This is a genomic window from Desulfotomaculum copahuensis (genome assembly GCF_001655685.1).
Classification (GTDB): Bacteria; Bacillota; Desulfotomaculia; order Desulfotomaculales; family Desulfovirgulaceae; genus Desulfotomaculum_G; species Desulfotomaculum_G copahuensis.
Map to the genome: position 1 here is coordinate 60,640 of NZ_LYVF01000069.1, position 24,468 is coordinate 85,107.

Consider the following 24,468-nt stretch of genomic DNA (forward strand, 5'->3'; position numbering starts at 1 on the left):
CAGCAGATAGCCGCAGAAAATTACTGCGGCGCTACCCTACTCGATTGTTTGCTGTCAGGCCGCATTCTGGTAGCCCTTTTCCGGCCGGGCGGCGTCGAAGGAAATCGCCCGGCGGGGGCAGGCGGCCACACAGGAACCGCATTTGATGCAGTCGCTGTCCGTCATAATTCCGCACTCCCGGAACAGGTGGGGGGTCAGCTGCATGGGACAGGACCGGGAGCAGGCACCGCAAGCGGCGCAGGATTCGCCGCTGATGAACAGCGGTTTCCTGCCTTCGCCCAGCCAGCGGCCCAATGTGCCCACGGGGCAGATGTGACACCAGGCGCGGGGGTGAATAAAGATGCCCAGTATAATCCCTGCCACCGTGGTGATGGTCAGCAGGCGCACCAGCGCCAGTCCCATGGCGGCCGGATTGCCATGCGCCAGATACCACTGGGTGCTGATCATGGCGGCTATCATTCCAATCATGAAAAGCCGTACCCCGCGGCTGCGCAAAACGGCTGGAACTGGTTTGTTGCGGGACAGGGGGCGAACGAGTAAATCGTAAAAAGCCCCCCGGGGGCACATCCAGTTGCACCAGGCCCGTCCGCGGTAGACGGACATTCCTATTGAACCGGCCATGCATACCAGGAGCAGAAAGCCCAGCCAGGGATGAAACCAGCCCAACACCGCCACCAGGGGTAGACCCCACCAGGTCAGACGTTGTTTTTGCCGGCGTTTTTTTTGTACTTCCATAAGCATATGACTTTGCCTCCAATGATAATATGTGATACTTACGCTACATAATCAATTAGCGTGAGGATGGGCTTAAAAAAGCCCGGTGAGCAATTATCTTGCTCCGGTGGCCAACCGGTGCAGGGTGTCGCCGGTTGTATTCCGGCATTTTTGATGTAAAAGCTACGGCGCCGATCTGTTTCAATAATACTATTTATAAATTACGCAGTCAATAGGATGGCCGCCGGTAAAAAATGACCCCGGCGGCAGTAATTTCCCTGAAGGGCAGGCAAGGCCGGGCGTAAGACACTGGTTAAACCGGCCGGCTTTCCTGTGCTATGGGAAACCCTGGTGGAGAAGCCCCCCCGGCTTGTCCCGGAGGGGTTCGCAATTTTGTTTCAGTGGCTTGTATTTACGTCCCGGCAGGAATGAAGTAAAAGACCGGCGAATTCCAGGTAATCATGGACCGGTATAAAAGGCGGGGGGAGATGATGAGATGCGGTCGGGCGGAATAAGGCTGCGGGCGGCGGTGGACACCGGCGGCACATTTACCGATGTTTGCCTGTTGCGCGAGGACACGGGAGAGCTTTGGATGGCTAAAATTATCTCTACTCCGGACGATCCGGCCCGGGCCGTAATGTCCGGACTGGCCAGGGCGGCCGCCGGGGGCGGTCTTGATCCGGCGGGGATCCGCCTGCTGGTGCACGGCACCACCGTGGCCACCAACGCCCTGCTGGAGGGCAAGGGGGCGCCGGCGGCGTTAATCACCACCCGCGGGTTTGCCGACGTGCTGCGCATCGGACGGCAGGACAGGCCGGACCTGTATGACTTCCGGGTGACCCGTCCGGCCCCGCTTATTCCCCGCCGGCTGACTTTCGAAATCAACGAGCGCATCCTGGCCGGCGGCAAGATTTACATAACGCCGGACGAGGCGGAAGTGCGGGCGGTGGTGGAAGAGATCCGCCGGCGGGGCGTTTCCTCCATTGCCGTCAGCCTGCTTCATTCCTACGCCAACCCGGTGCACGAGAAAAAAGTGCGGGAAATAATCCATGCCGTCTACCCGCAAGCCGTGGTTACCCTGTCTTCGGAGATCCTGCCTGTTTTCCGGGAGTACGAGCGCACCGCCACCGCGGCCGTGAATGCCGTGGTGCTGCCCCGGGTGGCCGCATACCTCGCCCGGTTGGAAACGGCTCTGGGACGGACCGGCAACGGCGGGACGCAGCGGACGGGGGACGGCTGTGCGCGCAGGGCGGCTGCCGTCGGGAGTGGCGGCCCCGGGCTGTTCATCATGCATTCCGGCGGTGGGGTGATCACCGCCGCCCAGGCGCAGCGGGAGAGCGCCCGCACGGTGCTGTCCGGTCCGGCGGGCGGCGTGCTGGCCGGGGTGCAACTGGCCGCCAAAACCGGACGGCCCAACCTGATCACCGCCGACATGGGCGGTACAAGTATGGACATTTCCTTGATCCGCGGGGGCAAGCCCCGTTATACCACCGAAGGCAGCATTGGCGGCCATCCCTTGAGCCTGCCCATGCTGGACATCCACACCATCGGCGCCGGGGGCGGCAGCATCGCCTGGATCGACGCCGGCGGCGCCCTGCGGGTGGGACCGGCCAGCGCCGGGGCCGACCCCGGTCCGGCCTGTTACGGCCTGGGCGGGGAGGAGCCCACGGTCACCGACGCCAACCTGGTGCTGGGGCGCCTGGACCCGGCGCACCCCCTGACCGGGGAACGCCCCCTGCAGCTGGAGCCGGCCCGCCGGAGCATCGCGGAAAAAATTGCCCGGCCGCTGGGACTGATGCTGGAGGAGGCGGCCGCCGGCATCATCGCCGTGGTCAACGCCGCCATGGCCCGCGCCGTCCGGGTGGTATCGGTGCAGCGCGGGCTGGACCCGCGTGATTTCACCCTGCTCGCCTTTGGCGGCGCCGGCCCGCTGCATGCGGCCGAACTGGCCCGGGAGGCCAGTATACCCCACGCCCTGATTCCCCGCCACCCGGGGGTTGCTTCGGCGCTGGGCATGCTGGCCGCCGATGTGCGCCTGGACTATGCCCGCACTGTGCTGCTGCCGCTGGCGGAGGCCACGGCGGATGAACTGGCCCGCCTTTACGCCCCTTTGGAGGAAGCGGCGCGGCGCGAACTGGCGGCGGAGGGTTTTTCCCCGGCCGAAATGCTCCTGGAACGGGCGGCCGGGCTGCGTTATGCCGGCCAGTCCTATACGCTGGATCTGCCCGTACCGGCCGGCGCGCTTACGGCGGCTGATCTGCACCTGTTGACCCGCAGCTTTCACCTGGAACACCGCCGGGAATACGGTTACCGCCGGGAAGACGCCCCGGTGGAAATAACGTTATTGCGGCTGGCGGCCACCGGCCGGCTGCCGGCCTTTCACGGCCCGTTCCGGGCGCCGGCGGCCGGTCTGAACAGTGCCTCCCGGTTGTCCTTTGGTCGTCACGGGAAAGGCCGGTCCGCTGCCGGTGTCGGTCCGGACGGACCGCCCCCGCCCGCTGCCACCCGCCCGGTTTTTTTCCAGGATGCCTGCCTGCCCACTCCGGTTTACGAGCGGACCACCCTGGCGCCGGGGCAATCTTTGACCGGTCCGGCTTTGATCCGGCAGGAGGACACTACCACACTGCTCTGGCCGCAGATGAGGCTGACCGTGGACCGTTTGGGCAACTTGATTATCGAAACGGGGGTGCGTTAAATTGGCCGGCCCGGTAAATCCGGTAAAACTGGAAGTGCTGCGCCACGCCCTGCAGGCGGTGGCTGAAGAAATGGGCGCCGTGCTCACCAGGACGGCGCTGTCGCCGAATATCAAGGACCGCCGGGACTGCTCCACCGCCGTCTACACCCCGGACGGCCGGCTGGTGGCCCAGGCCGAGCACATCCCCCTGCACCTGGGGCTGATGCCGGCGGTGGTCAAGGCTGTGCTGGCGGATTTTCCGGCGCCGGGTTTGAGTCCCGGGGACGTGGTGATGATCAACGACCCCTATGTCAGCGGCTCACACCTGCCGGATATCTGCCTGTTGAGCCCGGTCTTTTACCGCCAGCGGCCGCTGGCGCTGGTGGCCAACCTGGCCCATCATGTGGATGTGGGGGGCTCTGTTCCCGGCAGCATGTCCACCACGGCCACGGAGATCTTTCAGGAGGGTCTGCGCATCCCGCCTCTTTTGTTGCGTCGCGCAGGACAGCTGAATGAGGAACTGCTGCGCCTGCTCACCCACAATGTGCGCACCGCCGGAGAGTTTGCCGCCGACATACGGGCGCAGCTCAACGCCAACGAGCTGGGCGCCGGCCGGCTGCAGGAACTGGCCGGGCGTTACGGCGCGGACGTGCTGCAGCGTTATATGGAAGCCATGATGGATTATGCTGAACGCCGCCTGCTGGCTGCTCTGGAGGGCATGCCGGCCGGCGTTTATGATTTTGAGGATTACCTGGAAGGGGACGGCCTGAGCCGGCGGGAGATCAACATCCGGGTACGTTTACAGCGGCACTCCGGCGGGCTGACGGTGGACTTCACCGGCACACATCCCCAGGTGGCCGGACCGGTCAACGCCACCCGGGGGGTGACCCTGGCCTGCGTTTACTATGTGGTCAAGGCGGTGCTGGACCCCGGCCTGCCCTCCAATGACGGGCTGGTCCGTTCCCTGCAGGTGATCACGCCGCCGGGCAGCCTGGTCAACCCCGCCTTTCCGGCTCCGGTGGCCCATGCGAACATCAACACCGCCCAGCGCATTGCCGACGTGCTCCTGGGCGCCCTGTCCGGGGCGCTGCCGTTGCGGGTGACGGCCGCCGGCACGGGCAGTATGAGCAATTTCACCGTGGGCGGCCTGGACGCCGCGGGGCGCTACTACTCCTATGTGGAAACCTGCGGCGGCGGCCAGGGGGCTAAATACGGTCAAGACGGCATGGACGGCGTTCACGTGCACATGACCAATACCCGCAACACCCCGGTGGAAGTGATTGAGCTGTCCTATCCCCTGCGGGTGGAGCGCTACGCCCTGGCGTCCGGCTCGGGCGGTCCCGGCAAATACCGGGGCGGCCTGGGGTTGGTGCGGGAAATCACCGTGCTGGGGGAAGAAGCCACCGTGGCGGTGAGTTCGGAGCGTGCCGTGCATCCTCCCTGGGGCCTGGCAGGCGGGCGGCCGGGGGAAAGGGCGCGGGTGGCTCTGCTGCCCCCGGCGGAAAGTGATCCGGCGCCGGTGGTAGCCGCGCCGGGTAACGGCGATCCGGGCAAATTCACCGCCCGGGTGCCCGCCGGCAGCCGGGTGATTCTGCAAACCGCCGGCGGCGGGGGATACGGCGATCCCCTGGAACGGGATCCGGCGCTGGTGCAACTGGATGTAGCAGAAGGGCTGCTTTCCCGGGATGCCGCCCGGGAGGACTACGGTGTTGTGCTCACGGCGGAATTGACAGTGGACGAAGCAGCCACGGAATGCCTCCGGCGTAAAATACGGGATTGATCGCTGTACAAGCGGCAGGATGGCCGATTCCAGCTTTTTTACCGCTGCCGGGCGGCCGTCTATTTCCGGATACGGCCAACCGGCCGGTGGAATTCCTGCGCCGGTACGGCCGGGCCGGGAAAGCGCGTCCGGTGGATACGCCAGATAAATGAAAAGCGGGGGAACAATCCCCGCTTTTAGAGCTTTACCGGTTCGACCGGCAGCCGCTGTTCCGTATTTTAATCTGCATTCTTAGCGGCATTTGATCCGCCTGTTCCCGGGTGAGCTTACCGTATCCCCCGGAGCGTTGTCCTGAATGTTCGTTTTTTGTTCACAAAATCGCATTATTTGGCTGGTATAATTACTGGAGACACTGGTAAAAGGAGTTTGGATTTCATGTCTGAACGGAAGCTGATCCCGGTCGAAATCCGGCAATTCATAACCGGCCACAAAATTTGGACCGTGTTGATACTGGTAGTTGTCGCCGGCGGGTTGATCGCCTGGCATTACCTGGGCAAGCCAAAGGACGGCGGCGGCTACCTCACCCAAAAAGTTGCCTATGGTGATATTTCGGAAACGGTTAACGCCTCCGGCACCATAGAGCCGGTGCAACAGGTCACCCTCACCTTCAAAAACCAGGGTTACGTGCAAAATTCCTACGTGCAGGTGGGGGACAGGGTTGATAAAGGGAAACTGCTGGCGGAGGAGCGGGACAGCGACTTTCAAGCCCAACTGGCCCAGGCCGAAGGAAATCTGCAAAACGCCCGGGCCGATTATGACAAACTGGTCGCCACCCAGCCGGAAAAGATCGCCCAGGCCAAGGCGCAGCTGGCACAGGCGCAAAGCAGCCTTAATCTGGCCAAGGCCACGCTGGATCGCGATCAATCCCTTTTCGAAGCCGGAGCGATCACCCGGGCGGACCTGGACAGCGCCCAAAACAGTTACCAGTCCGCTCTGTCCCAGGAGCAATCCAGCGCAAGCAATCTTTCGCTGGTCAGCAACAGCGGTGATATTGCCGCGGCCGCCGCGCAGGTTGAAACCGCCCAGGCACAAGTGGCGCTGGCCCAAAACAACCTGACCAGCGCCCGTATAATTGCTCCCTTTGACGGCTACGTGGCCCAGATCAACGGCAATGTCGGCCAGTGGACGCAGGGCGGCGCGCCCCCGGTTGGCACCGCTGTTTCATCGCAGTACGGGATCATTTTGTCTTCAACGGCCCTGCAGCTTTCCGCCGAAATAAACGAGGCGGACATCAGCAAAGTAAAAACCGGCCAGCGGGTTACCTTCACTGTGGATACATATCCTGGAAAAACATTTAACGGTAAGATTACTTCGCTTGCCCCCATGGCGACCAGTGTCAACAATGTACAGATGTATGAAGCGATCATTTCCATTGATGATTACAGTCAGCTGAAAGCCGGCCTGCCGGCGTCGGTAAACATCGTCACTGCTTTCGCCATGCACGTTCCGGTAGTTCCGCAGACCGCCCTGGATTTTGCCCGCACCTACCTTGCCGCGCCCAGGCAACAAAACGCCCGGACAAACGGCCAACCGGGGGGAAGCGGACAAAGTTTCCGGCCAAACGGCCAAGCAGGGGGGAGCGGACAGAACACCCGGTGGAGCGGGCAACCGGGGGGAAGTGCATTCCAAAATAAGAGCCTGGTACTGGTGCTGGAAAACGGCAAGGCGGTGCCCAGGCCGGTGGAGACTGGACTTTCCGATGACGTAAATGTGGAAATTAAATCTGGCCTTCAACCGGGCGAAACGATCATCACCGGGCAGGCCGGAACCGGCGGCACCGGCCGGACGGGTATGCCGGCGGGCGGCGCGCCGGGTCCGGCGGCAGGCGCACGCGGCAACAACAACCAAAACGGCGCCGGCCCCAGACCGGGCGGGGGCGTTATGTTTTTGACGCGGCCCGGCCGGTAACCACCCGGTCCGCCGTGGCGGACACGTGTCCGGCAGCCGCATGTCCGCCGAAACGGCATAAAACACTTGAACGGCTTCACTCTTGAGAATGCCGGGTGTTAATGAAAAAGAAGGCGGCCGGACCGGAATGCCCGGGGTACGGTCACGACCTTGGAGATTGACTGCAGTCAATGCCGCCTGCAAGAATCGAGGATAAAGAGCGGTGCTGTAAAGCCGTCCACAGGGATTACTATGCAGCTGTTTTCAACAAAAAAGGCAGGTGAAATTTTTGTCCGGACCGCCGTTGATCCAGTGCCAGGAACTAACCAAAGTATATCCGCTCAAAGGAGTGGCGGTCCATGCCTTGCGTGGCGTTGATCTGGAGATCGCCCGGGGCGAAATGGCGGCCATCATGGGCGCCTCCGGTTCCGGGAAGTCCACTCTGATGAACATTATCGGCTGCATGGACAGGCAGACATCCGGCCGCTATCATCTGGACGGTGTGGACGTAAGCACGCTGAAGGAAAGTGAACTGGCATCCTTGCGCAACAAGAAACTGGGTTTTGTTTTTCAACGCTATAACCTGCTTCCCCGGGCCTCCGCCCTGTATAACGTCGAACTGCCCCTTTTTTACGCCGGCCTTTCCGGCGCCGAAGTGACCGCACGCGCCCTGGCTGCTTTGGAACGGGTGGGGCTGAGGGATTTTGCCCGGCACCGCCCCAACCAGATGTCCGGCGGGCAGCAGCAAAGAGTGGCCATTGCCCGGGCGATGGTCAACAATCCGCTGGTCATCCTGGCCGATGAGCCCACCGGCGCATTGGATACGGCAAGCAGCGCGGAGATAATGGGTATCTTCCAGCAGATGCACAGCGAGCAGGGAGTGACCGTGGTCATCGTCACCCACGAACCGGACATAGCCGTTTATTGCCAGCGCAAGATAACTATGCGTGACGGTTCCATTGCCGGTGATGAACCGGTAATCCACCGGACTATCTTCAACCGGGGAGCGTGACTGTATTGCCGGTAAAATTCAGCGTGCTCGGCGATTTTTCCCTTCAGGCATTAAAAGCAAATAAAATGCGCTCTTTTCTCACCATGCTGGGCATTATCATCGGCGTGGCGGCGGTAATCCTGATGATGGCCATCGGCCAGGGGGCGCAGGACCGGGTGCTGGCCCAGATCAACAGCCTGGGCTCCAACCTGCTGATGGTGCTGCCGGGGGCGGCCGGCCAGTATGTGCGCGGGTCGGGGGGCAGCGTGAACACGATGACCCTTCAGGACGCCCAGGCGGTGGCCGGGCTTCCCGGTGTGGCTTACTCCGCGCCAATAGTCCGGGGCAGCGGACTGGTTACATACCAGGACCAGACCTGGACCACCAGTATTGAAGGCACCACCCCCGAGGTGGTCAATATTTCCGCGCTGCAAATGGCGCAGGGGCGGTTTTTCGGCCAGTCCGACGTGCAAAGCATAGCCCCGGTGGCGGTGCTCGGGCAGACCGTTTACCAGAACCTGTACCCGCCCGGTACCAATCCGGTGGGCAGTCAGATCAGAGTGCACGGGATTACTTTCCGGGTGATCGGCCTGCTGCAATCTTTGGGTGCATCCAGCGGAGGACAGGACCGGGACGACATCATCTACATCCCGGTGACCACCGCCCAGATCCGGCTGCTGGGCGTGAGCAACCAGTCAATCAACGCCATGCAGGTGCAGGTACGGAACAAAGATGAAATGGATGACGTGCAGGCGGAAATTACCTCCCTGCTGCGCAGGCGGCACCGGTTGGCCGCCAATCAAGACAATGATTTCAACATCAGGAACATGGCCCAGATTCAAAGCGCGGCTGAAAACGTCACCAGCCTGCTGACCATCTTCCTGGCCGGGGTGGCGGCTATTTCCCTGATTGTCGGCGGTATCGGCGTGATGAACATCATGCTGGTCTCGGTTACCGAGCGTACGCGGGAAATCGGTGTGCGCATGGCCATCGGCGCCTCCAAAAAAGACGTGCTCAACCAGTTCCTGCTGGAAGCGGTTTTATTAAGCCTGGCCGGCTCGTTTTTCGGCATTGTCGCCGGCATGGCCGGGGCACGGGTCTTTGCCTTCTTTGTGCACTGGCCGGCGCCCGTTTCACTGTTTTCCATTCTGCTGGCCGTCGGGTTTTCCATTGTGATCGGTGTCTTTTTCGGCTACTACCCGGCGCGCCGGGCGGCCGGCCTGAATCCGGCCGAGGCGTTGAGCTACGAGTAAGTCCCGTTTTCTACCGGCGCCGCCGTAAGAGTGAATTTGAAACTGGAACCGCGGCCGGGTTCGCTCTGTACCGCCACCTCGCCCCCGTGCGCTTCAATGATATGCTTGACAATGGCCAGACCCAGCCCGGTGCCGCCACGCGAACGGGAGCGGGATTTCTCCACCCGGTAAAAACGCTCCCAGATATGCGGCAGATCCCCGGGTGGAATGCCCGGGCCGGTATCGCGGACGACAACGGTTACTTTGCCGTTCTCCGCGGCGGCGCGCAATTCAATCAACCCGCCGGGGGAAGAAAACCGGATAGCATTGCCCAGCAGGTTGATCAACACCTGTTCGATGCGGTCCTCGTTGCCCAGCACCGGTGGCAAACCGGGCTGCACCGCTTGTTGAACGGTGAGCTGCGTGGCGGTAATTTGAGACTGAAATTTAAATAAAACACGGGAAAAAAGATCCGGTATCTCAACCAGGTTAATCTCCCATTCCACTTTTCCCGCTTCCAGCCGGGACAGATCCAGCAAATCGTGAATCAAGCGGTTCAACCGCACGGTTTCCCGGTGCATCACCTGTAAATACCGCTCCCGGACGGCAGTGTCGCCGGCCATGCCGTCCTGCATGGCTTCAATGAAACCCTGGATGGTGGTCAGCGGGGTGCGCAATTCATGGGATACATTGGCCACGAAATCACGGCGCAACTGTTCCAGTTGGCGCAACCCGGTGATATCCTGCAGTACACCCACCGCCCCGTAAATTTCGCCGCCCCGGCGCTCCAGAGGGGCCGCCTGGGCCAGTACGTAAGTCCGGCCGTTGTCCGGAGTAAACTCGGCCGTTTGACTTATTCCAGTTTCCAGCACAGTTTCAAAAAGGGGTGCCGGGGGCAGTTCCGGCGGCAGCTGCTGCCCCGTCACGGCAGCGGCGTCCACTCCCAATACCTGCGCCGCCGCGGGGTTGCACAGCATCACCGTCCCTTTCCTGTTTACGGCCAGTACTCCCTCGCTCATATTGACCAGAATGTTTTCCATTTTGGATTTTTCCTGCCGGAGTGCATCCACTGTTTTTTCCAGGGTGACCGCCAGATGATTGAAGTTTTCCGCCAGTTGCCCCACTTCGTCACGGGAGGTTACCGGCACCTGCTGACGGAAGTTGCCCCGGGCCATCTCCAGCGTAATGCGGCTCATCTCTTTCAGCGGGCCGGCGATTGAGCGGGAAAGAAGCAGGCCGGCAAGAGTGGAGAGGAGGACGGCAATGCCCGCGGCGTACAGAATCAATCGCTGTACCGCGGCGATGCTGGCCTTGATGTCCGCCACCGGGGTGAAAAACAGCAGGGCGCCGCTTACCTGCCCGTCCACTTTCAACGGCACCGCCACTGAAAGCATGTTCTGATTGAAGCGCTGGTCGAATTCCCGCCTGGCTACCGTTTCACCCTGTAAAATTTTTTCCCGGTCTGCGGCATTCAGCCACAGCGGTTTTTCCGGCCACCCGGAGCCGGGGCGGGTCAACCTTTCCCGGTCAAGCATGAGCACATGCGCATCCTGGATAAAACCAATCGTTTTCAAGACAAAACCCGGCCAGTTGCTGCCGTTTTCCTGTTCCATCTGTTTCGACAGTTTGGCGGCGACCTGTTGCCCCCGGTCGAGCAATTCTTTTTCTTTGGCGTCATAATAGTAGTTGGTGAAAAAATGTGACATGGCCAGACCGACGGCGAGCAAAGTAATCAAAATAACAATCAGGTAAGAAGCGAGCAGCCGGGTAAAAAGGTTCTTTCCCATATTTCAGTCCCCTACCGGTATAATTAAAGTAACGCGCATCTTTTACTCCGCCGTCTGTTTCACCCGAAATTATACCGGCCCTTTCCTGTTCCCGCACCTTGCGCCGGCAGCGTGGCCGGCTGCTTCAACAGTATGCGCGGCCCGTTTTTTACCATATGCAGTGTGGCTTGCCATGCCCCCCGGGTGTATCGTTCACTCTGTCACTTCAAACTTGTACCCCTTCCCCCAAACCGTTTTCAGATAAGAGCGGCCGCTTTCTGTTTTCAGTTTTTCCCGCAGCCGTTTGATGTGGGTATCAACCGTACGCCCGTCACCGGTATAATTATAGTCCCAAACTTTTTCCAGCAGGTAGTCCCGGGTGAATACCCGGCGCGGCCGGGAAGCGAGAAAACAGAGCAGTTCGAATTCTTTCGGAGCCAGCTGGACCTCCCGTCCGGAAACTTCCACCCGGTTGGCATTGCAGTCAATGGTCAGACCGGGGTAAATCAGCAGCGTCCTTTCCCGCGCGCCGGCTTGTTCCGTCCGCCGCAAAACCGCTTTGACGCGGGCCACCAGTTCCCGCGGGCTGAATGGTTTGGCCATGTAATCATCCGCGCCCAGTTCCAGCCCCATCACCCGGTCAAATTCTTCCCCCTTGGCCGTGAGCATGATGATCGGCACCGGGGAGAACTTTCTGATTTCCCGGCAGACAGTCCATCCATCCAGGCCGGGGAGCATCAGATCCAGCAGCACCAGGCGGATGTAGCCGGACTTCACCCGGCTCAGCGCTTCCTCACCGTCCCCGGCGGTTTCAACTGGAAAACCCTCGTTTTCCAGATACATCCGCACCAGCGCGCATACCGGCTCCTCGTCGTCGACCACCAGTATCCTGTCCAAGCCCTTCCCTCCCGTTTCAGCCCCGGAAAATAACCAGCATACAGCTATATTAATTATAAATAAAACATGTTACCGTTTTGTGAACAAGTCCCCGGCCCTTTTATTTTGAATGCCTATTGACATTTACGTAAACGTCAACTAAGCTATTGATAAAATGGTCCGACTATTTAAATATTTTTACCCGGGGGTGGTCGCTTGTTTGATTTTTTACTTACACCGGCACAGAAGGAATTGCGGGAGGAAGTCCGCCGTTTTGTCAAGGAGGACGTGCCCAGGCAGTTGATTCTGGACATGGATGCGGAAAAGGTGCAGTACCCGCGGGAATACGTGCAGGCCGCCGCCGCCCGCAACCTGCTCGGGCTCCGCTTCGCCCGGGAATACGGCGGGCGGGGGCTGGACTGGGTGGCCGAGGTGGCGGCGCTGGAGGAGGCCGGTGTGCTGGGCACCTCGTTGGCCTGCCTGTATTCACTGCCCAGTATAGTGGGTGAGGCCATTCACGTCTTTGGTACGGAAGAACAAAAGCAGAAGTTTCTCAAGCCCACTCTGGCCGGAAAGTTGTTTTGCGCCGAGGGGTTGACCGAACCGCGGGGCGGTTCCGACTTTTTCGGTGCCACCACGGTCGCGCGCCGGGAGGGAGACCATTATGTGCTCAAGGGGCAGAAGCGTTTTGTGGTCGGGGCGGAAGGAGCCGATTACTTCCTGATCTACGCCCGCACTGATGAAAACGCCCCGCCGCACAAGGGGATCAGCGCCTTTTTAGTCGAGCGGGGGCCGGGCGTGAAAGTGGAATACCTCTACGGTCTGATGGGTACGCGGGGCGGCGGCGCCGGACGGGTGGTCTTCGACGGCTGCCGGGTGCCGGCGGACGGCCTGCTGGGGGAGGAAAACGGCGCGGCGGCCATTTTTTACCGCATGATGATTCCCGAGCGGCTGACCAGCGCCGCCGGCGCCCTGGGCATGGCCCGGGCGGCGCTGGAGGTGGCGGCGCGCTACTCCGGCCGCCGCAAGGCCTTCGGCCGGGTGATCAAGGATTTCCAGGCCGTGGGCTTCAAAGTGGCGGACAGCATCACCCTGCTGGATGCCGCCCGGGGGTTGGTTTACGCCACGGCGCGTGCCGTCGACGGCGGCGTGCCCGCCGCACAGGCCCGGCGCCTGGTTTCCGAAGCCAAGAAATTCGCCACCGAGGCGGCCTGGCAGATCGTCAACCACGCCATGCAGGTGATGGGCGGCATCGGTTACACCAACGTCTACCCGGTGGAAAGGCTGCTGCGCGATACCCGGCTGATCATGATCTGGACGGGGACCAGTGAAGTGATGAATCTGATCATACAGCACGAATATTACCGAGAGTTGGCTGGCCGCACCGGCGGGCGGGATGTGGAATACGACGCCGGCGAGGCCATGCGGGAAGAGGAAAAGGTTTTTGAGTAAAAGGTTACCGGCTGATTATTTTTCGTACGGGAGGAATGTAAATTGGCCGAACTGTTGACGGCGCTTTTGGAAAGAAACGCCCGCAAGTACCCGGCCGATCCGGGGGTCAAGTGGCCGGAAAAAGGAGTGACTCTGACCTGGGCGGAGTTGAACCGCCGGGCCGGGACACTGGCCGGCTATTTAAAGCAGCACGGTATAAAACGGGGAGATAAGGTGGCCGTTTTTATCTCCAACCGCCCGGAATTTGTAGTGGCCTTCTTTGGCATTTTGAAAGCCGGGGCGGTGGTGGTGCCGGTCAATGTCAAGCTCACCCCGGTGGAGGCGGCCTACATCCTGGACAACAGCGAATCCAGCGCCCTGCTCTACGAAGATGAGTTGCGGACGCAGGCGGAACAGGCCGCGGCCGCCTGCCCGGCCGTGAAGACAACCTGTTCCACGGCGGAATTCCCCGGTTTGTATAACCGCTTCGATATGAACGGCCACCCGGCGGCAGTTCCCGGAGACGTGGCGGAGATAATTTATACCTCCGGCACCACGGGCCGGCCCAAGGGGGTGGTATTAAGCCACGCGGCCGTCTATCTGACCGGTTCCATGATGGCTTACGAAGGTGAGATCAGGTTCGGAGACCGCGTTTTACAGCTGATGCCTTTGACTCACTCGGCGCCGCTGAACCTGTTTTTAACCGGGGCTGTCTTTGCCGGGGCATCCAGAGTATTGGGCTCCTTTTCCCCCGCCGCCCTGGTGGAACTGGCCGCACAGGAAAAAACCACCCATTTTTTCGGCGCGCCGGTGGCCTACCTGTTGGCGTCGCGGTTGCCCAACCTGGACCGGTATGATCTATCCGCCGCCAAACGCTGGATTTACGGCGGCGCGTCCATGTCCCGGGAAGCCGTGCTTCAGGTCAGCCGGCACTTCCCCGGCGGCTTGATGGGCGTCTACGGGCTTACCGAAGCGGGACCAAACGGCATGGCCCTGTATCCCGCGGAACATCCGGAATTTGCCGGCAGTATCGGCCGGCGGGCCACGGTGAACGCCGAACTCAGGGTGGTGGACGAACAGGGCCGGGACGTACCTGCCGGTGAACCGGGCGAGATCATCATCCGTACGGCCGGCGGCATGACGGGCTACTACCGGAACGGACAGGCCACCCGGGAAACACTGAAAGACGGTTGGATCTACACCGGGGATATGGCCAGAAAGGACGAAGCGGGTTACCTGTGGATCATCGACCGCAAGAAGGATATGATCATCAGCGGCGGGGTAAACGTCTATCCCCGGGAAGTGGAAGATGTGTTGACCGCCTGTCCGGTGGTGGCCGACGCGGCGGTGACCGGCGTGCCCCACCCGGAATGGGGGGAAACGGTGGTAGCCCTGGTGGTACCCCGGGATGCAGCCAACCCGCCGTCGGCGGAGGAAATCCTGGCCTATTGCCGGCAGCGCCTGGCCGGCTACAAGGTGCCCCGTCTGATCCGTTTTGCCGGCGTCATTCCACGTAACGCCAGCGGCAAGGTTTTGAAGAATGAGATCAGGGAACAATTCGGGCGGTAGCCTGGAGCCGGTTCCGGGTATTGACGGGACCGGCTTGTTTGTCAGACGGCTGAAAGAGAACAATTGTCCCCCTCTGGCTAAAACGCCAATCCACGGGGAAAAGCTGATGATCAAACCGGTTGGCATGTGGTAGAATAACAGGCGAAGGTAAGAAATTCTTTGAGCATTTAAATTCGTCTGCAACGGGCAGGCAATCGTACCGTCGGGATGCACCGGCGGGGAATGAAAATAGTTCATTGCCCGGGACAGACCCCCGGGCCGTTTTCAGCCGCACCATCAAAGGATGAAAATTTATTTTCATGGTTGTTAAGGCGGGGATATTATTTGAAACAGGACGTCTACACCATTTCCGAACTGGCTCACGAATTCGGCATCACCACGCGCACTATCCGCTATTACGAGGAAGTAGGGTTGTTAAGCCCGCAGCGGGCGGGTGAATCCGGCCAGCGCCTGTATGACCGGCGTGACCGGACCAGGTTGAAGCTGATCCTGCGGGGCAAGCGCTTTGGTTTCACCCTCCAGGAAATCAAGGAAATGATCGACCTGTATAATGTGGATCCCGGTCAGAAAGAGCAGTTGCGCCGCACCATCGCCTACGGCGACCGGCGCATCGCTGAAATAGAAGAAATGATTCGCGATCTGACGCTGCTCAAGGAGGAACTGCTGGAATTCCGCCGCCGGTTCACAGCCATGCTGGAGGAAGGGGAAGGGGCTACCGGTTGTGAAAAACGGTAGCCTTTTTGCGGCCGGATGCAACTTCCATCTGTATTAAAATAGAAGAAGTGTTATCCCCCTCTTTTCTCCTCCGGATTAGGTGTGCTATAATAGAAAGCCGGTAATTTATTTTGTCTTTATTTTTGTGGAGTGAAGGCAATGGGTGAAATCAAAAAGCATGAGGCTGAGATTTTAAAGATTCTCAGCGCTGAAAACGGTCCCCTGGGGTCCGGTCAGTTGTGCCGGCTTTTGGTACAGAGGGGATTTAACCTTAGTGAAGCCACAGTGGGCAGGATTTTGAGCGATATGGATCGTCATGATCTGACTGTCAAATACGGCTACCGGGGCCGTTCCATTTCCGCGCACGGTAAAGAAGTGCTGGAATCGATTGAAAAGGCCAGCCGGCTGAATCTCAGCGGTTCACACTTCATAAGCATACTCGATTCCCAGCGACAGGAGGATCTGATTGACATGCTGGTGGCCAGGCGGGCCATTGAAAGGGAACTGGCTGCCCTGGCGGCGGTAAAGGCTACGGAGGCCGAGATCGGCCTGTTGGAGGCCATCCTGCACGAACAGGAACGGCTGGCCACCAGAAACGAAATGACAGCGGAGCAGGACATAAAGTTTCATCATATGATTGCCACGGCGGCAAAAAACAAGGTTCTGACCGCGGCGTTGAATTTAATCCGGCAGGGCCGGCAGATGTCCGGCATTCTGGAATATATCCGGAAGGAAGTGAAGGGCACCATTGCCGTGGAACATGCCCGCATTTTAAGGGCGATCATCAACCGGGACCCGGTGGCGGCGGACCGGGCCATGGTGGAGCATATTGAAAGCTTGATCTCGGATGTGGAGAAATACTGGCGGCAAACTCACCTGGAGACATAACCCCGGCGGGTTTTTAAGATTCCAATTCCGGCAGGTAAACCTGTCCGGGATTTTTTTATGCAAAAATTTATTGACTGAAGAAGGAATTAAAAAAACAGTGGCGAATGCTAATATATCAGCTCATCAATGATGAGTGGCCAGAGCCGGCCTGGTGATCACTATTCCCAAGATACGCCGGTTTATGCCGGAGAAGAAATAAAGAAAACGGTCAGTTCTGGATACCGGTAGGCGGCGGGAGGTGCGGAAACAAGCAAAATAGGGGGTGGTAGCCGCGGGCGATCCATATAAGGAAAAACTTTTTAGCATCAATCCTTACGTCACTAAAAGGGAAATTACGGGAAAACTGGTAGTTGTCTTGCAAGGCAAGCTGGAAAACAGGGGTTTGAAGTTGATCACTCCCATTTCCAGGGCGGTACAGAGAAACGAGATTCACGAACTGATTGTTACCGATGAGGAAGGAGCGGTCCCCGGCAGTGATGTGCAGCGTATCGCCTACCTGGGATTTATGGAAGTCGGTTGCGGCGGCGTGATGGTGGCCGGGGACGAGGTAAGCTGCAACGGTCTTGTGCTGGGGCGGATTGCCGGGTTTGATGAAACCCACCTCCCCAATCACCTGAATATAGTTGTCTATTCTCCTGAAAGGCTCGATGGAGTTGAGCGGGGATTGCGGCTTGAATCCGAAGTATCGGTGAGACAGGTAAACAGGTGAGCAGGCAAACAGGCAAACAGGCCGGAAAAGGATGAACTCTTCCCGCTTTTGAACTTATTGTGAAAGCAGCTGCTCTTGAAGATGATGGCCGCACCGAAGGAACGACCGGCCTGGATCCGGAAACTGAACAAGCGCGGCGCGAATTGCGAACCGGGAAAAAATGATATTAAATCCAAGGGGGTAAAACATAATGACTGAGTTCAAGTACAAGTTCCAGATGTACCGGCATCTGCAGGCGAACATCGGTAATATTTATGCCGAGGCGCGCCAGGCGGCTGATGAAATCGGCGTTCCAAAAGAGCTGAGAGGGAAGTTCGGCCTCACCGGGGCCGTTTCGGGATGCCCCTCCCCGCTGCGCCGGGACATCATCGAGGCTTCCGAAAAGGGAGCCACGGAAGTCGTTCCCCTGGCCAAACTGGTGGATGAAATCCGGGAAATTGTCAAGGATGTTTACGGCGACGAATATGACGCGGCACCCATCACCACCTGCGAGGCCGGCCTGTGGGCCACCTTTGATGCTTTGTTCACGCCGCCCATGATGGGCCGGGGCGATAATTACCGCGCCCGTTATATCGCCCCCCTGGAAAAACATATGCACCATCAGGGCAGCTATGGCCGCCCCTTCCCGGGCCGGTTCAAGGACATTTTTGCCGACCGGGGGTCTACCGCCGGGGAACTGGGTTTCTACGGCAAGCGGCAGAACAACCTGGATACGGTGATCGTACCCCTGCCCGGGGCCAGGTACGACGTTCACGGCATCAAGTACCATCCGGTGCCCCTTTTGACCGGGGTGGACCCGCAGGCCGCCCGGGAAAAGATTGCAGCTACGGCTCAAACCCACGCCGCCATGCTCACGGGCATAACCTCGCTGGGTTACGATACACCGGGCTATGGCTACGGGACGAAGGACGACAACGGTACGCCGGTGCTGCAAAAGGTACTGGCGGAAGTGGCGCATCAGTACGATCTTCCCTACGTGGTGGACAATGCCTGGGGGTTGCCATTCGTCGGTCATGATCCCCGGAAGACCGGCGCCGATGTGATTGTCTACAGCATGGACAAGGCTACGGGTGCGGCCACCAGCGGTCTGATCATCGGCAAAGAGGAATTCATGGTACCAATCAGGCGCGCCCTGGGCATGCACGGCGACCGTTACGGCACCACCGCTTCCTACGGCAAAGCGGCCTATGTGACCTTTGACCCCGGCAAGGAAGCCCTGCTTACCCAGATCCAGGCCTTGAAGGTGCTGCGTGACAAACCGGAAATTTTGATCCGGCCGGTGGATGATTTGGAGAAAATTATCCGTGAAGAAATTGAAACATTGCCCGCCCGGTTACGGGAGGGAATCATGATCAGCAAATCCTACAATTCCGGTGCGGTGGAGATTAACTATGAAGGAACCTGGAAAGACGGCAAGCTGGGCATTCCCGTTTTCTCCATCGAGGATATGTACGCCGGCACCAACCTGTTCCAGACCGGGCTTTCCCAGATGGGGGTCATCCCGACCATTGCCTATGACGGCAATATCTTTATTTCCCCCGGCCTGGGCACCACTGATGAAGAAGGCATGCTCATGGAGGAAAGGGCCAGGGTTGCAGTGCGTGCCCAGGTGCGCTTGATTGAGATTGTGTGCAAATATGCGGGCCTGATCTAAAAACCCGGCATTCGCCGGCGCCGGACGGTAATAAGGGGGCGGCTCACTAGGGTACCGCCCCGGCCGGTGCCGCCATATTCCCGTATTCCGTGCTTCGCGTGAGATGCACGCCCGGGCTTGCTCCGGACCGGACCGGGCGGTGCTGCAAAGGAGCCTTCGCGGCTCCTTTTGCGCCGTTGCCCGGTTGGCCGGAGCTATGCCGGGCGTTGATGCACCGCAAGTCGATTGCCCGGGATAACGTTGCACCTGGTGATCACGCTCCGGATTTACTGAATATTTGCCATTTTACAAATAGTAGTCCGGCTGTAAGGAGGGACACGCATGTCCAAAGTCATGGATAACATTATGGACGCCCTGGATCTGGAAACCTTTCTGGTCTGCGGCAGTGAGGAAGAAGGGCGCCGTCTAACCCTCCAGATGGTCAAGGAATTGGGGTTCAAAGACGCGGACATTGTATTTATCCAGTTCCAGGGACCGGGGGTCAGGGTACGCGCCAGGGCCTATGTGCACCGTTCCGGAGATGTCTACGGTTGGCTGGGAGGGGAGGTGGTTTCATGACGGCGCGGAAAATCCTGCTGGTGCCCCTGGATCCGGTACATGACGTGGGTCTGAAAATGATCCGGCGCGGCCTGGCGGAAGCGGGTCATGAGACTATGCTCCTGCCCCCCGACTTGAGTGTGGAGGAAGTGGTTCAGGAGGTCATGCGGACTGCGCCGGACACCGTGCTGATCAGCCGGACACTGGGGTACGGCGTGGCGGAAGTGCTGGCCAGGCTGGTGGACCTGCTGGACGCCGTGGGCGTCAGGGACAGGATCCGCCTGGGGGTGGGCGGTATGGCCGTCAGACCGGAACTGGCCGCCGAACTGGGTTTTGACGGCGGTTTCGGTCCGGGCACCACCGTGGCGGAGGCGCTGGCCTTTGTGGAAGACAGGGAATACCGGCAGGTGCAGGGTGATAGCCGGAAGGAAAAGCAGGATTTCACAGCCGGCTACTCCTATGAATACCGCCATCGTGGGATCCGGGAAAAACTCGCCGCCATTACGGATATGATATTAACCTGGGCGGAAAACAAAACCTCACCGGGAGTTGAAAGGGCGGCCGTAAGGGAAGAACTGTGGGATGTGGACCGCTGGCGCAATTATGAGCCGGTGAATGACTTTTTTAACGCTTATGCCGGATTGTGCGGCGAAACGGCCCGTAACTTCTACGAAAAAGGGATTTTTCCGCCCAAAACCAGGCGCTTTACCCGGAAAGAAGTGGCCGCCCTGGAAGACTATGTCTCCCGGACTGCAGAGCGGATGATGGCGCCGCGGCTGCAGCGCGGCCGTCCAAAACCGCTGGTTTTCAATCAGTACGGCACCGGCTGTCCCTTTATGGATATCGGCCACATCAAGGTCAGTGAAGGCTGGGGGGCGGACGGGGTGATCCACTTCGATCCCTCCTGGGGAGCCAGGACCGAGGGGCTTTTCGACGGTTTCCTGACCCATGAGGAGGACGGAACGCTGATTACCCCGGCCAACTTGAACCGGATCAAAAAATCCCTGGAACCCGGTACACTGTGGCAGGTGCGCGCCCACCGGGGGTTGAACACTCCGGAGACGGCGGTGCTGGCCGGTAAAATAGGCGCCGATTTGACCAAAATAAATATCTGTTACGGGGCGCTGGGCGCCGGTACGGAGCCGGCCCGGATGACTGTGGACGGTATTTGGACCATCCGCTATGCGGCAAAGTACAACCTGCCTTTTGACGTGGTGACCAACGAGGAATTGTGCGGGGTACCCGCCTACAAGGCCTTTGCCGGGATGTTGATCACCGTCGATCTGGCGCTGCGCCTGGGCGGCAGGCCCGTCCTGCAGCCCCTGTTCTGTTATTCCCCGGAAGTAATGATTGGCGGTCAGATGGAGGACAACTATGTTGATTTCAACGCCGCCAAGGTGGTGGCGCTGAAGCAAATCATCGACGCGCCCGTCTGGCCGGGCGCCCCGGTAGGTTTTCTCACCCAGACGGAAGACCGGGTGCAGTCTTCCGCCGCCACGGCATTTCATGCCTGTGCCGCCGCCATGCTGGGCGCGGACGCCGTGACCATCGCCTCTTCCGATGAGGCTTATTCCGGCGGTCCGATCAGCGTCCCGGCCAAGATTGATACGCTGCAGGCGGTAAAAGCGGGCTTCCGGTTTTTCGGCCGTCTGGAACTGACGCCCACCCGGCAGGCGGAACTATGGAGTGAAGAAATCATCGCCGGCATTGAGGACACGCTGGCCCGGGTGGTGGAGAAGGGCGATTTCGTGCAGGCGCTGTATGACGGCGTGCTGGGAAGCAGGGAAGACGGCGCCTACCCGGGCCGCAACGGCCGGGGCACCGTGATTGAGAAATGAAAAAACTGACCGTCGGCATTATGGGTACGGCTAAAAATACCGGCAAGACTACCTCCACCATCGCCCTGTTGAATTATTTTTGCGACCGGGCGGTGTCGGTGGGACTGACCAGCATCGGTTTTGACGGTGAAAGACTGGATAATGTCACCGGCTTGCCCAAGCCCAGACTGTTTGTGCGCCGGAATGTGCTGGCGGCCACGGCGGAAACCTGCCTGGCGGCCGGCAGCGCCGGAATCAGGGTGATTGAGCGGCTGGGTGTCGGCACCCCGTTGGGTGAAGTAATCTGCGGCCGGGTGGAGCGGGAAGGCCTGCTGGTGCTGGCCGGGCCCAATCAAAGCAAATATTTGCGTCCCGTAATCGATTTCCTGCACCGGCAGGGAGCCGCGCTGGTCATGGTGGACGGAGCGCTGAATCGGATTGTGCCCGTGGTGGAGACGGACGGGCTGATCCTGGCCACCGGGGCGTCCTATAAGCAAAATATTGCTGAGATTGCGCGGGACGCCGGCCACATCAGCGCTATCTGCAACCGGCCCGGTCAAATCCCGTTGCCGGCTGGAATAGCGGCCGCCGGCCGGACGGTGCTCTGGGACCGGCCGGGGCATGTACTGGCGGACACGGTCGGCTCGCTGTTCCAGGCGGAAGATTTGCGGCCGCTGATGAACCGGGCGCGAAGTGCCGGGGGATTCTTTTGTCCGGGGGTGGTTTCGCCCGGATGCTTGAAAGAAATGCTGCAGATGCCCTTCCCGCGCAAGAGCACCTTTATTTTTGCCGATCCGGTCAAGCTCATCGTCGGCGGGGATCCGGCCGCGGCCGCTCACTTCATTACGGCGGTGAACGGCCGGGGGGGAACGGTGGGCTATCTGCGGCCGTTGCCCCTGCTGGCCGTTACAGTGAACCCTTTTTATCCCCGTTACCGTTACGAAACCCGGGATTACCAACCGGCTTATGTGGATGGTGAAGAGTTGCTGCACCGGGTTTCCAGTCTGGTGGATGTACCGGTATGCGATGTCGTGGCGCAAGGCGGTGAAAAACTGAGCCGGCTGGTGGAAGCAATGATGCAAAAAGATTAACGGCGCCACGGCGGTTCAAGTGTCGGGGGGTGTGGTAATGAGCGGGCTTTCGCGATCGCCGCATTTATTGCTGGTGCTGGCCACCTTTTTCTGGGGGGCGAATGCAGTGGTGGGGAAACTGCTGAGCAGCGAACTGCCGCCTTTTACCTTGAACGCGCTGCGCTGGGTGGTGGCCGTGGCTATTTTATTCCCCCTGGCCTGGAAGCTGGAGAAAAGAGAACTTTTACATTGGCGCTCCCAGTGGGGATGGTTGACTTTGATGGGACTGACCGGCGTGCTGGGGTTTAACGCCCTGCTATACTGGGGCGTGCACTTCACCAGTGCCATCAACGCCTCCCTGATCAATGCCGCCGCTCCAATCATGATTGCCCTGCTGTCCTTTATTTTTTCCAAAGAGGCATTGCCGGGCCGTCAGGTGGCCGGGATGGCCGCGGCTTTGGCCGGGGTGATCTGGATCCTGACCGGGGGCAATCCTGCCGTGCTGTTGTCCCTGCGCTTCAACCCGGGCGATCTGATTGTACTGGCGGCTATTTTGCTGTGGAGTATTTATTCCCTGGCGGTGCGCCGGGTGGCCGGGCACATGTCCAACCTGGCCGCCACCACCGTCAGCAGCGTGCTGAGTTTGGCCGCCCTGCTCCCGGTTTCCTGGTGGGAAGTGAAAATCACCGGTGTCTTTCATTTGGACTGGCGTGTCATGCTGGGGGTGCTTTATCTGGGGGTTTTTTGCTCGGTGCTGGCCTTCCTGTGGTGGAATTACGGAGTGGCCGCACTGGGGCCAGGCCGGGCGGCCGTGTTCATGTATCTCACCCCTTTGTTTACTGTTTTGCTGTCGGTCCTGTTCCTGGGCGAGCTGATTCAGGCCAGTCAGGTGGCGGGAGGGTTGCTGGTGATGACCGGGGTTTATCTTACTTCGGGTGAAAACAAACGTTCCTGTGTTTCCAGTTAATAAAGCAGGGCAAGATAGTAAAAAATTATCATTGATTATAAAGACTTTTTACACAGACAGGAAAAATGTCACATTGTGACGAATTTTAAAGCAACGACGTAACGGCAAGTGATTCAATTTGTATGCGCGCTGTGTTCAACGAGCGTTGGGAGGCCCGGAATTGGTTTCTTTGGCCGTGGCTTTGGTCAGCATAATCATTATCAATCTGGTGCTCAGCGGGGACAATGCACTGATGATCGCCATGGCCTGCCGGCGGCTGCCGGCGGTGCAGCAAAAAAGGGCCATCTTTATCGGCACCTGCGGCGCTGTTGCCTTGCGCATAATCTTAACCATTGCCGCCGTTTATATCTTGAGAATCCCCTTTCTGCAAGTGGCGGGCGGTTTGATGCTGATCTGGATCGCCGTCCGGCTGCTGGTTGACGATACTTGCGAAGACAACGTCTGCGAGGCCGGCTGTTTTTGGGAGGCGGTGAAAACCATCATGGTGGCCGATTTCATCATGAGCCTGGACAACATTCTCGGGGTGGCGGCGGCCGCCCGCGGCAACATCTGGTTGTTGATTTTCGGCCTGGCTTTAAGCATCCCGGTGGTGGTTTTTTGCAGCAGTTTGATCACCGGTCTGATGAAGCGCTTCCCGTTTCTGGTGGCTGTCGGGGCGGCCATCCTGGGCTGGACGGCCGCGGAAATGATCATGAGGGATAAACTGGTGCAGCATTTCCTGGGCGCGGGTGTTTTGCCGCGGGTTGTACCCTTGCTGGCAGCCGCGGGGGTGGTCTTTGGCGGCCTCCTGCTGGCACGCCGTCAGCGTGCTCACCGCTGCGAACCGGATAAGCACTGACGGTCCGGAAGTTTGCTTCATTTTTTTCGGATGTTTTTCCTGGCTCCCTGCCCGCTGACGCGTCACCGGCCGGAAGAAAAAATGGGCGGAGGTTTGTATTCAGTGCAGGTATCAGAGCACAACCCTTCCTTAAAAGAAGGTGGTAATTGACTTACCACCTTCTTAATTTTTCCCCGCCGTTGGGAATGAGCAAGCCAAAGGAGAAACCCCGGGCATCAGGGGCGGAAAAAGCAGGGAGGCCGGCCGGTTATAAACAGGTGAACAAGTTGCCTCCGCCGCGCGGCGGATGGTATAATAGGAACGAAAACTGGCGATGGCCGGACGGTGTGGCCGGACCGCGTCATTTGCCGTTGA

19 protein-coding genes are annotated in these 24,468 nt (G+C 59.7%); 16 read left to right on the plus strand and 3 right to left on the minus strand.

Annotated elements, in window-relative coordinates:
• Window positions 1-54: 54 nt before the first annotated feature.
• Window positions 55-741 carry a 4Fe-4S binding protein gene (locus A6M21_RS05950; RefSeq protein ID WP_066666963.1) on the minus strand — a complete coding sequence of 229 codons (687 nt, stop codon included), beginning with the start codon at window positions 739-741 and terminating at the stop codon, window positions 55-57.
• Window positions 742-1,210: 469 nt separating this feature from the next.
• Here A6M21_RS05950 and A6M21_RS05955 point away from each other — a divergent pair, with 469 nt between their 5' ends.
• From A6M21_RS05955 to A6M21_RS05975, 5 genes are all read left to right on the plus strand, one after another.
• Entirely contained in the window at window positions 1,211-3,409 is a 2,199-nt protein-coding gene (locus tag A6M21_RS05955) for a hydantoinase/oxoprolinase family protein (RefSeq protein WP_078060432.1), read from the plus strand.
• Window position 3,410: 1 nt separating this feature from the next.
• A complete protein-coding gene (locus A6M21_RS05960) occupies window positions 3,411-5,168 on the plus strand; it encodes a hydantoinase B/oxoprolinase family protein (RefSeq protein ID WP_066666964.1) in 1,758 nt (585 codons plus the stop codon).
• 375 nt (window positions 5,169-5,543) lie between these two features.
• Entirely contained in the window at window positions 5,544-7,076 is a 1,533-nt protein-coding gene (locus tag A6M21_RS05965; protein ID WP_066666965.1) for an efflux RND transporter periplasmic adaptor subunit, read from the plus strand.
• A gap of 268 nt (window positions 7,077-7,344) precedes the next feature.
• Window positions 7,345-8,067, plus strand: a complete 723-nt coding sequence (locus tag A6M21_RS05970; protein WP_066666966.1) for an ABC transporter ATP-binding protein — start codon at window positions 7,345-7,347, stop codon at window positions 8,065-8,067.
• Window positions 8,064-9,299, plus strand: coding sequence for an ABC transporter permease (locus A6M21_RS05975; RefSeq protein WP_427854605.1), 1,236 nt, complete (start codon window positions 8,064-8,066; stop codon window positions 9,297-9,299). The genes A6M21_RS05970 and A6M21_RS05975 overlap by 4 nt, the downstream gene beginning before the upstream one ends.
• Here the strand turns inward: A6M21_RS05975 and A6M21_RS05980 are convergent.
• Both A6M21_RS05980 and A6M21_RS05985 read right to left on the minus strand, forming a co-directional pair.
• Entirely contained in the window at window positions 9,290-11,065 is a 1,776-nt protein-coding gene (locus A6M21_RS05980) for an ATP-binding protein (protein WP_066666967.1), read from the minus strand. The two genes, A6M21_RS05975 and A6M21_RS05980, sit on opposite strands and share 10 nt — an antisense overlap.
• A gap of 192 nt (window positions 11,066-11,257) precedes the next feature.
• Entirely contained in the window at window positions 11,258-11,941 is a 684-nt protein-coding gene (locus tag A6M21_RS05985; protein ID WP_078060433.1) for a response regulator transcription factor, read from the minus strand.
• 195 nt (window positions 11,942-12,136) lie between these two features.
• Between A6M21_RS05985 and A6M21_RS05990 the strand changes: the two genes are divergently transcribed.
• From A6M21_RS05990 to A6M21_RS06040, 11 genes are all read left to right on the plus strand, one after another.
• Complete coding sequence (locus A6M21_RS05990) at window positions 12,137-13,372, plus strand: acyl-CoA dehydrogenase family protein (protein ID WP_066666968.1); 1,236 nt, start codon at window positions 12,137-12,139, stop codon at window positions 13,370-13,372.
• A gap of 42 nt (window positions 13,373-13,414) precedes the next feature.
• Window positions 13,415-14,920, plus strand: a complete 1,506-nt coding sequence (locus tag A6M21_RS05995) for a class I adenylate-forming enzyme family protein (RefSeq protein WP_201721836.1) — start codon at window positions 13,415-13,417, stop codon at window positions 14,918-14,920.
• 324 nt (window positions 14,921-15,244) lie between these two features.
• Window positions 15,245-15,655: a MerR family transcriptional regulator gene (locus A6M21_RS06000; protein WP_066666969.1), complete on the plus strand. Its 411-nt coding sequence runs from the start codon at window positions 15,245-15,247 to the stop codon at window positions 15,653-15,655.
• Window positions 15,656-15,793: 138 nt separating this feature from the next.
• Window positions 15,794-16,522: an FCD domain-containing protein gene (locus A6M21_RS06005; RefSeq protein WP_066666970.1), complete on the plus strand. Its 729-nt coding sequence runs from the start codon at window positions 15,794-15,796 to the stop codon at window positions 16,520-16,522.
• Between the two features lie 262 nt (window positions 16,523-16,784).
• On the plus strand, window positions 16,785-17,231 hold the full coding sequence (locus A6M21_RS06010) for a DUF6917 domain-containing protein (RefSeq protein ID WP_066666971.1): 447 nt from the start codon (window positions 16,785-16,787) through the stop codon (window positions 17,229-17,231).
• Between the two features lie 190 nt (window positions 17,232-17,421).
• Window positions 17,422-18,885 (plus strand): PLP-dependent aminotransferase family protein, encoded by a 1,464-nt coding sequence (locus A6M21_RS06015; protein ID WP_066666972.1) that lies wholly within the window; start codon window positions 17,422-17,424, stop codon window positions 18,883-18,885.
• Between the two features lie 321 nt (window positions 18,886-19,206).
• Window positions 19,207-19,443 (plus strand): hypothetical protein, encoded by a 237-nt coding sequence (locus A6M21_RS06020; protein WP_066666973.1) that lies wholly within the window; start codon window positions 19,207-19,209, stop codon window positions 19,441-19,443.
• Window positions 19,440-21,260, plus strand: a complete 1,821-nt coding sequence (locus A6M21_RS06025) for a cobalamin B12-binding domain-containing protein (RefSeq protein ID WP_066666974.1) — start codon at window positions 19,440-19,442, stop codon at window positions 21,258-21,260. Before A6M21_RS06020 ends, A6M21_RS06025 begins: the two co-directional genes overlap by 4 nt.
• Window positions 21,257-22,330, plus strand: a complete 1,074-nt coding sequence (locus tag A6M21_RS06030) for a hypothetical protein (RefSeq protein WP_066666975.1) — start codon at window positions 21,257-21,259, stop codon at window positions 22,328-22,330. Before A6M21_RS06025 ends, A6M21_RS06030 begins: the two co-directional genes overlap by 4 nt.
• Before the next feature lie 37 nt (window positions 22,331-22,367).
• Complete coding sequence (locus A6M21_RS06035; RefSeq protein ID WP_066666976.1) at window positions 22,368-23,276, plus strand: DMT family transporter; 909 nt, start codon at window positions 22,368-22,370, stop codon at window positions 23,274-23,276.
• A 160-nt stretch (window positions 23,277-23,436) separates the two neighbouring features.
• Window positions 23,437-24,114 (plus strand): TerC family protein, encoded by a 678-nt coding sequence (locus tag A6M21_RS06040; protein ID WP_066666977.1) that lies wholly within the window; start codon window positions 23,437-23,439, stop codon window positions 24,112-24,114.
• The last annotated feature ends 354 nt before the right edge of the window (window positions 24,115-24,468 follow it).

Coding starts and splice junctions, on each gene's coding strand:
- A6M21_RS05950 (WP_066666963.1), bottom strand. CDS start 741: ATGCTTATGGAAGTACAAAAAAAACGCCGGCAAAAACAACGTCTGACC.
- A6M21_RS05955 (WP_078060432.1), top strand. CDS start 1,211: ATGCGGTCGGGCGGAATAAGGCTGCGGGCGGCGGTGGACACCGGCGGC.
- A6M21_RS05965 (WP_066666965.1), top strand. CDS start 5,544: ATGTCTGAACGGAAGCTGATCCCGGTCGAAATCCGGCAATTCATAACC.
- A6M21_RS05980 (WP_066666967.1), bottom strand. CDS start 11,065: ATGGGAAAGAACCTTTTTACCCGGCTGCTCGCTTCTTACCTGATTGTT.
- A6M21_RS06005 (WP_066666970.1), top strand. CDS start 15,794: ATGGGTGAAATCAAAAAGCATGAGGCTGAGATTTTAAAGATTCTCAGC.
- A6M21_RS06015 (WP_066666972.1), top strand. CDS start 17,422: ATGACTGAGTTCAAGTACAAGTTCCAGATGTACCGGCATCTGCAGGCG.
- A6M21_RS06020 (WP_066666973.1), top strand. CDS start 19,207: ATGTCCAAAGTCATGGATAACATTATGGACGCCCTGGATCTGGAAACC.
- A6M21_RS06025 (WP_066666974.1), top strand. CDS start 19,440: ATGACGGCGCGGAAAATCCTGCTGGTGCCCCTGGATCCGGTACATGAC.
- A6M21_RS06030 (WP_066666975.1), top strand. CDS start 21,257: ATGAAAAAACTGACCGTCGGCATTATGGGTACGGCTAAAAATACCGGC.
- A6M21_RS06035 (WP_066666976.1), top strand. CDS start 22,368: ATGAGCGGGCTTTCGCGATCGCCGCATTTATTGCTGGTGCTGGCCACC.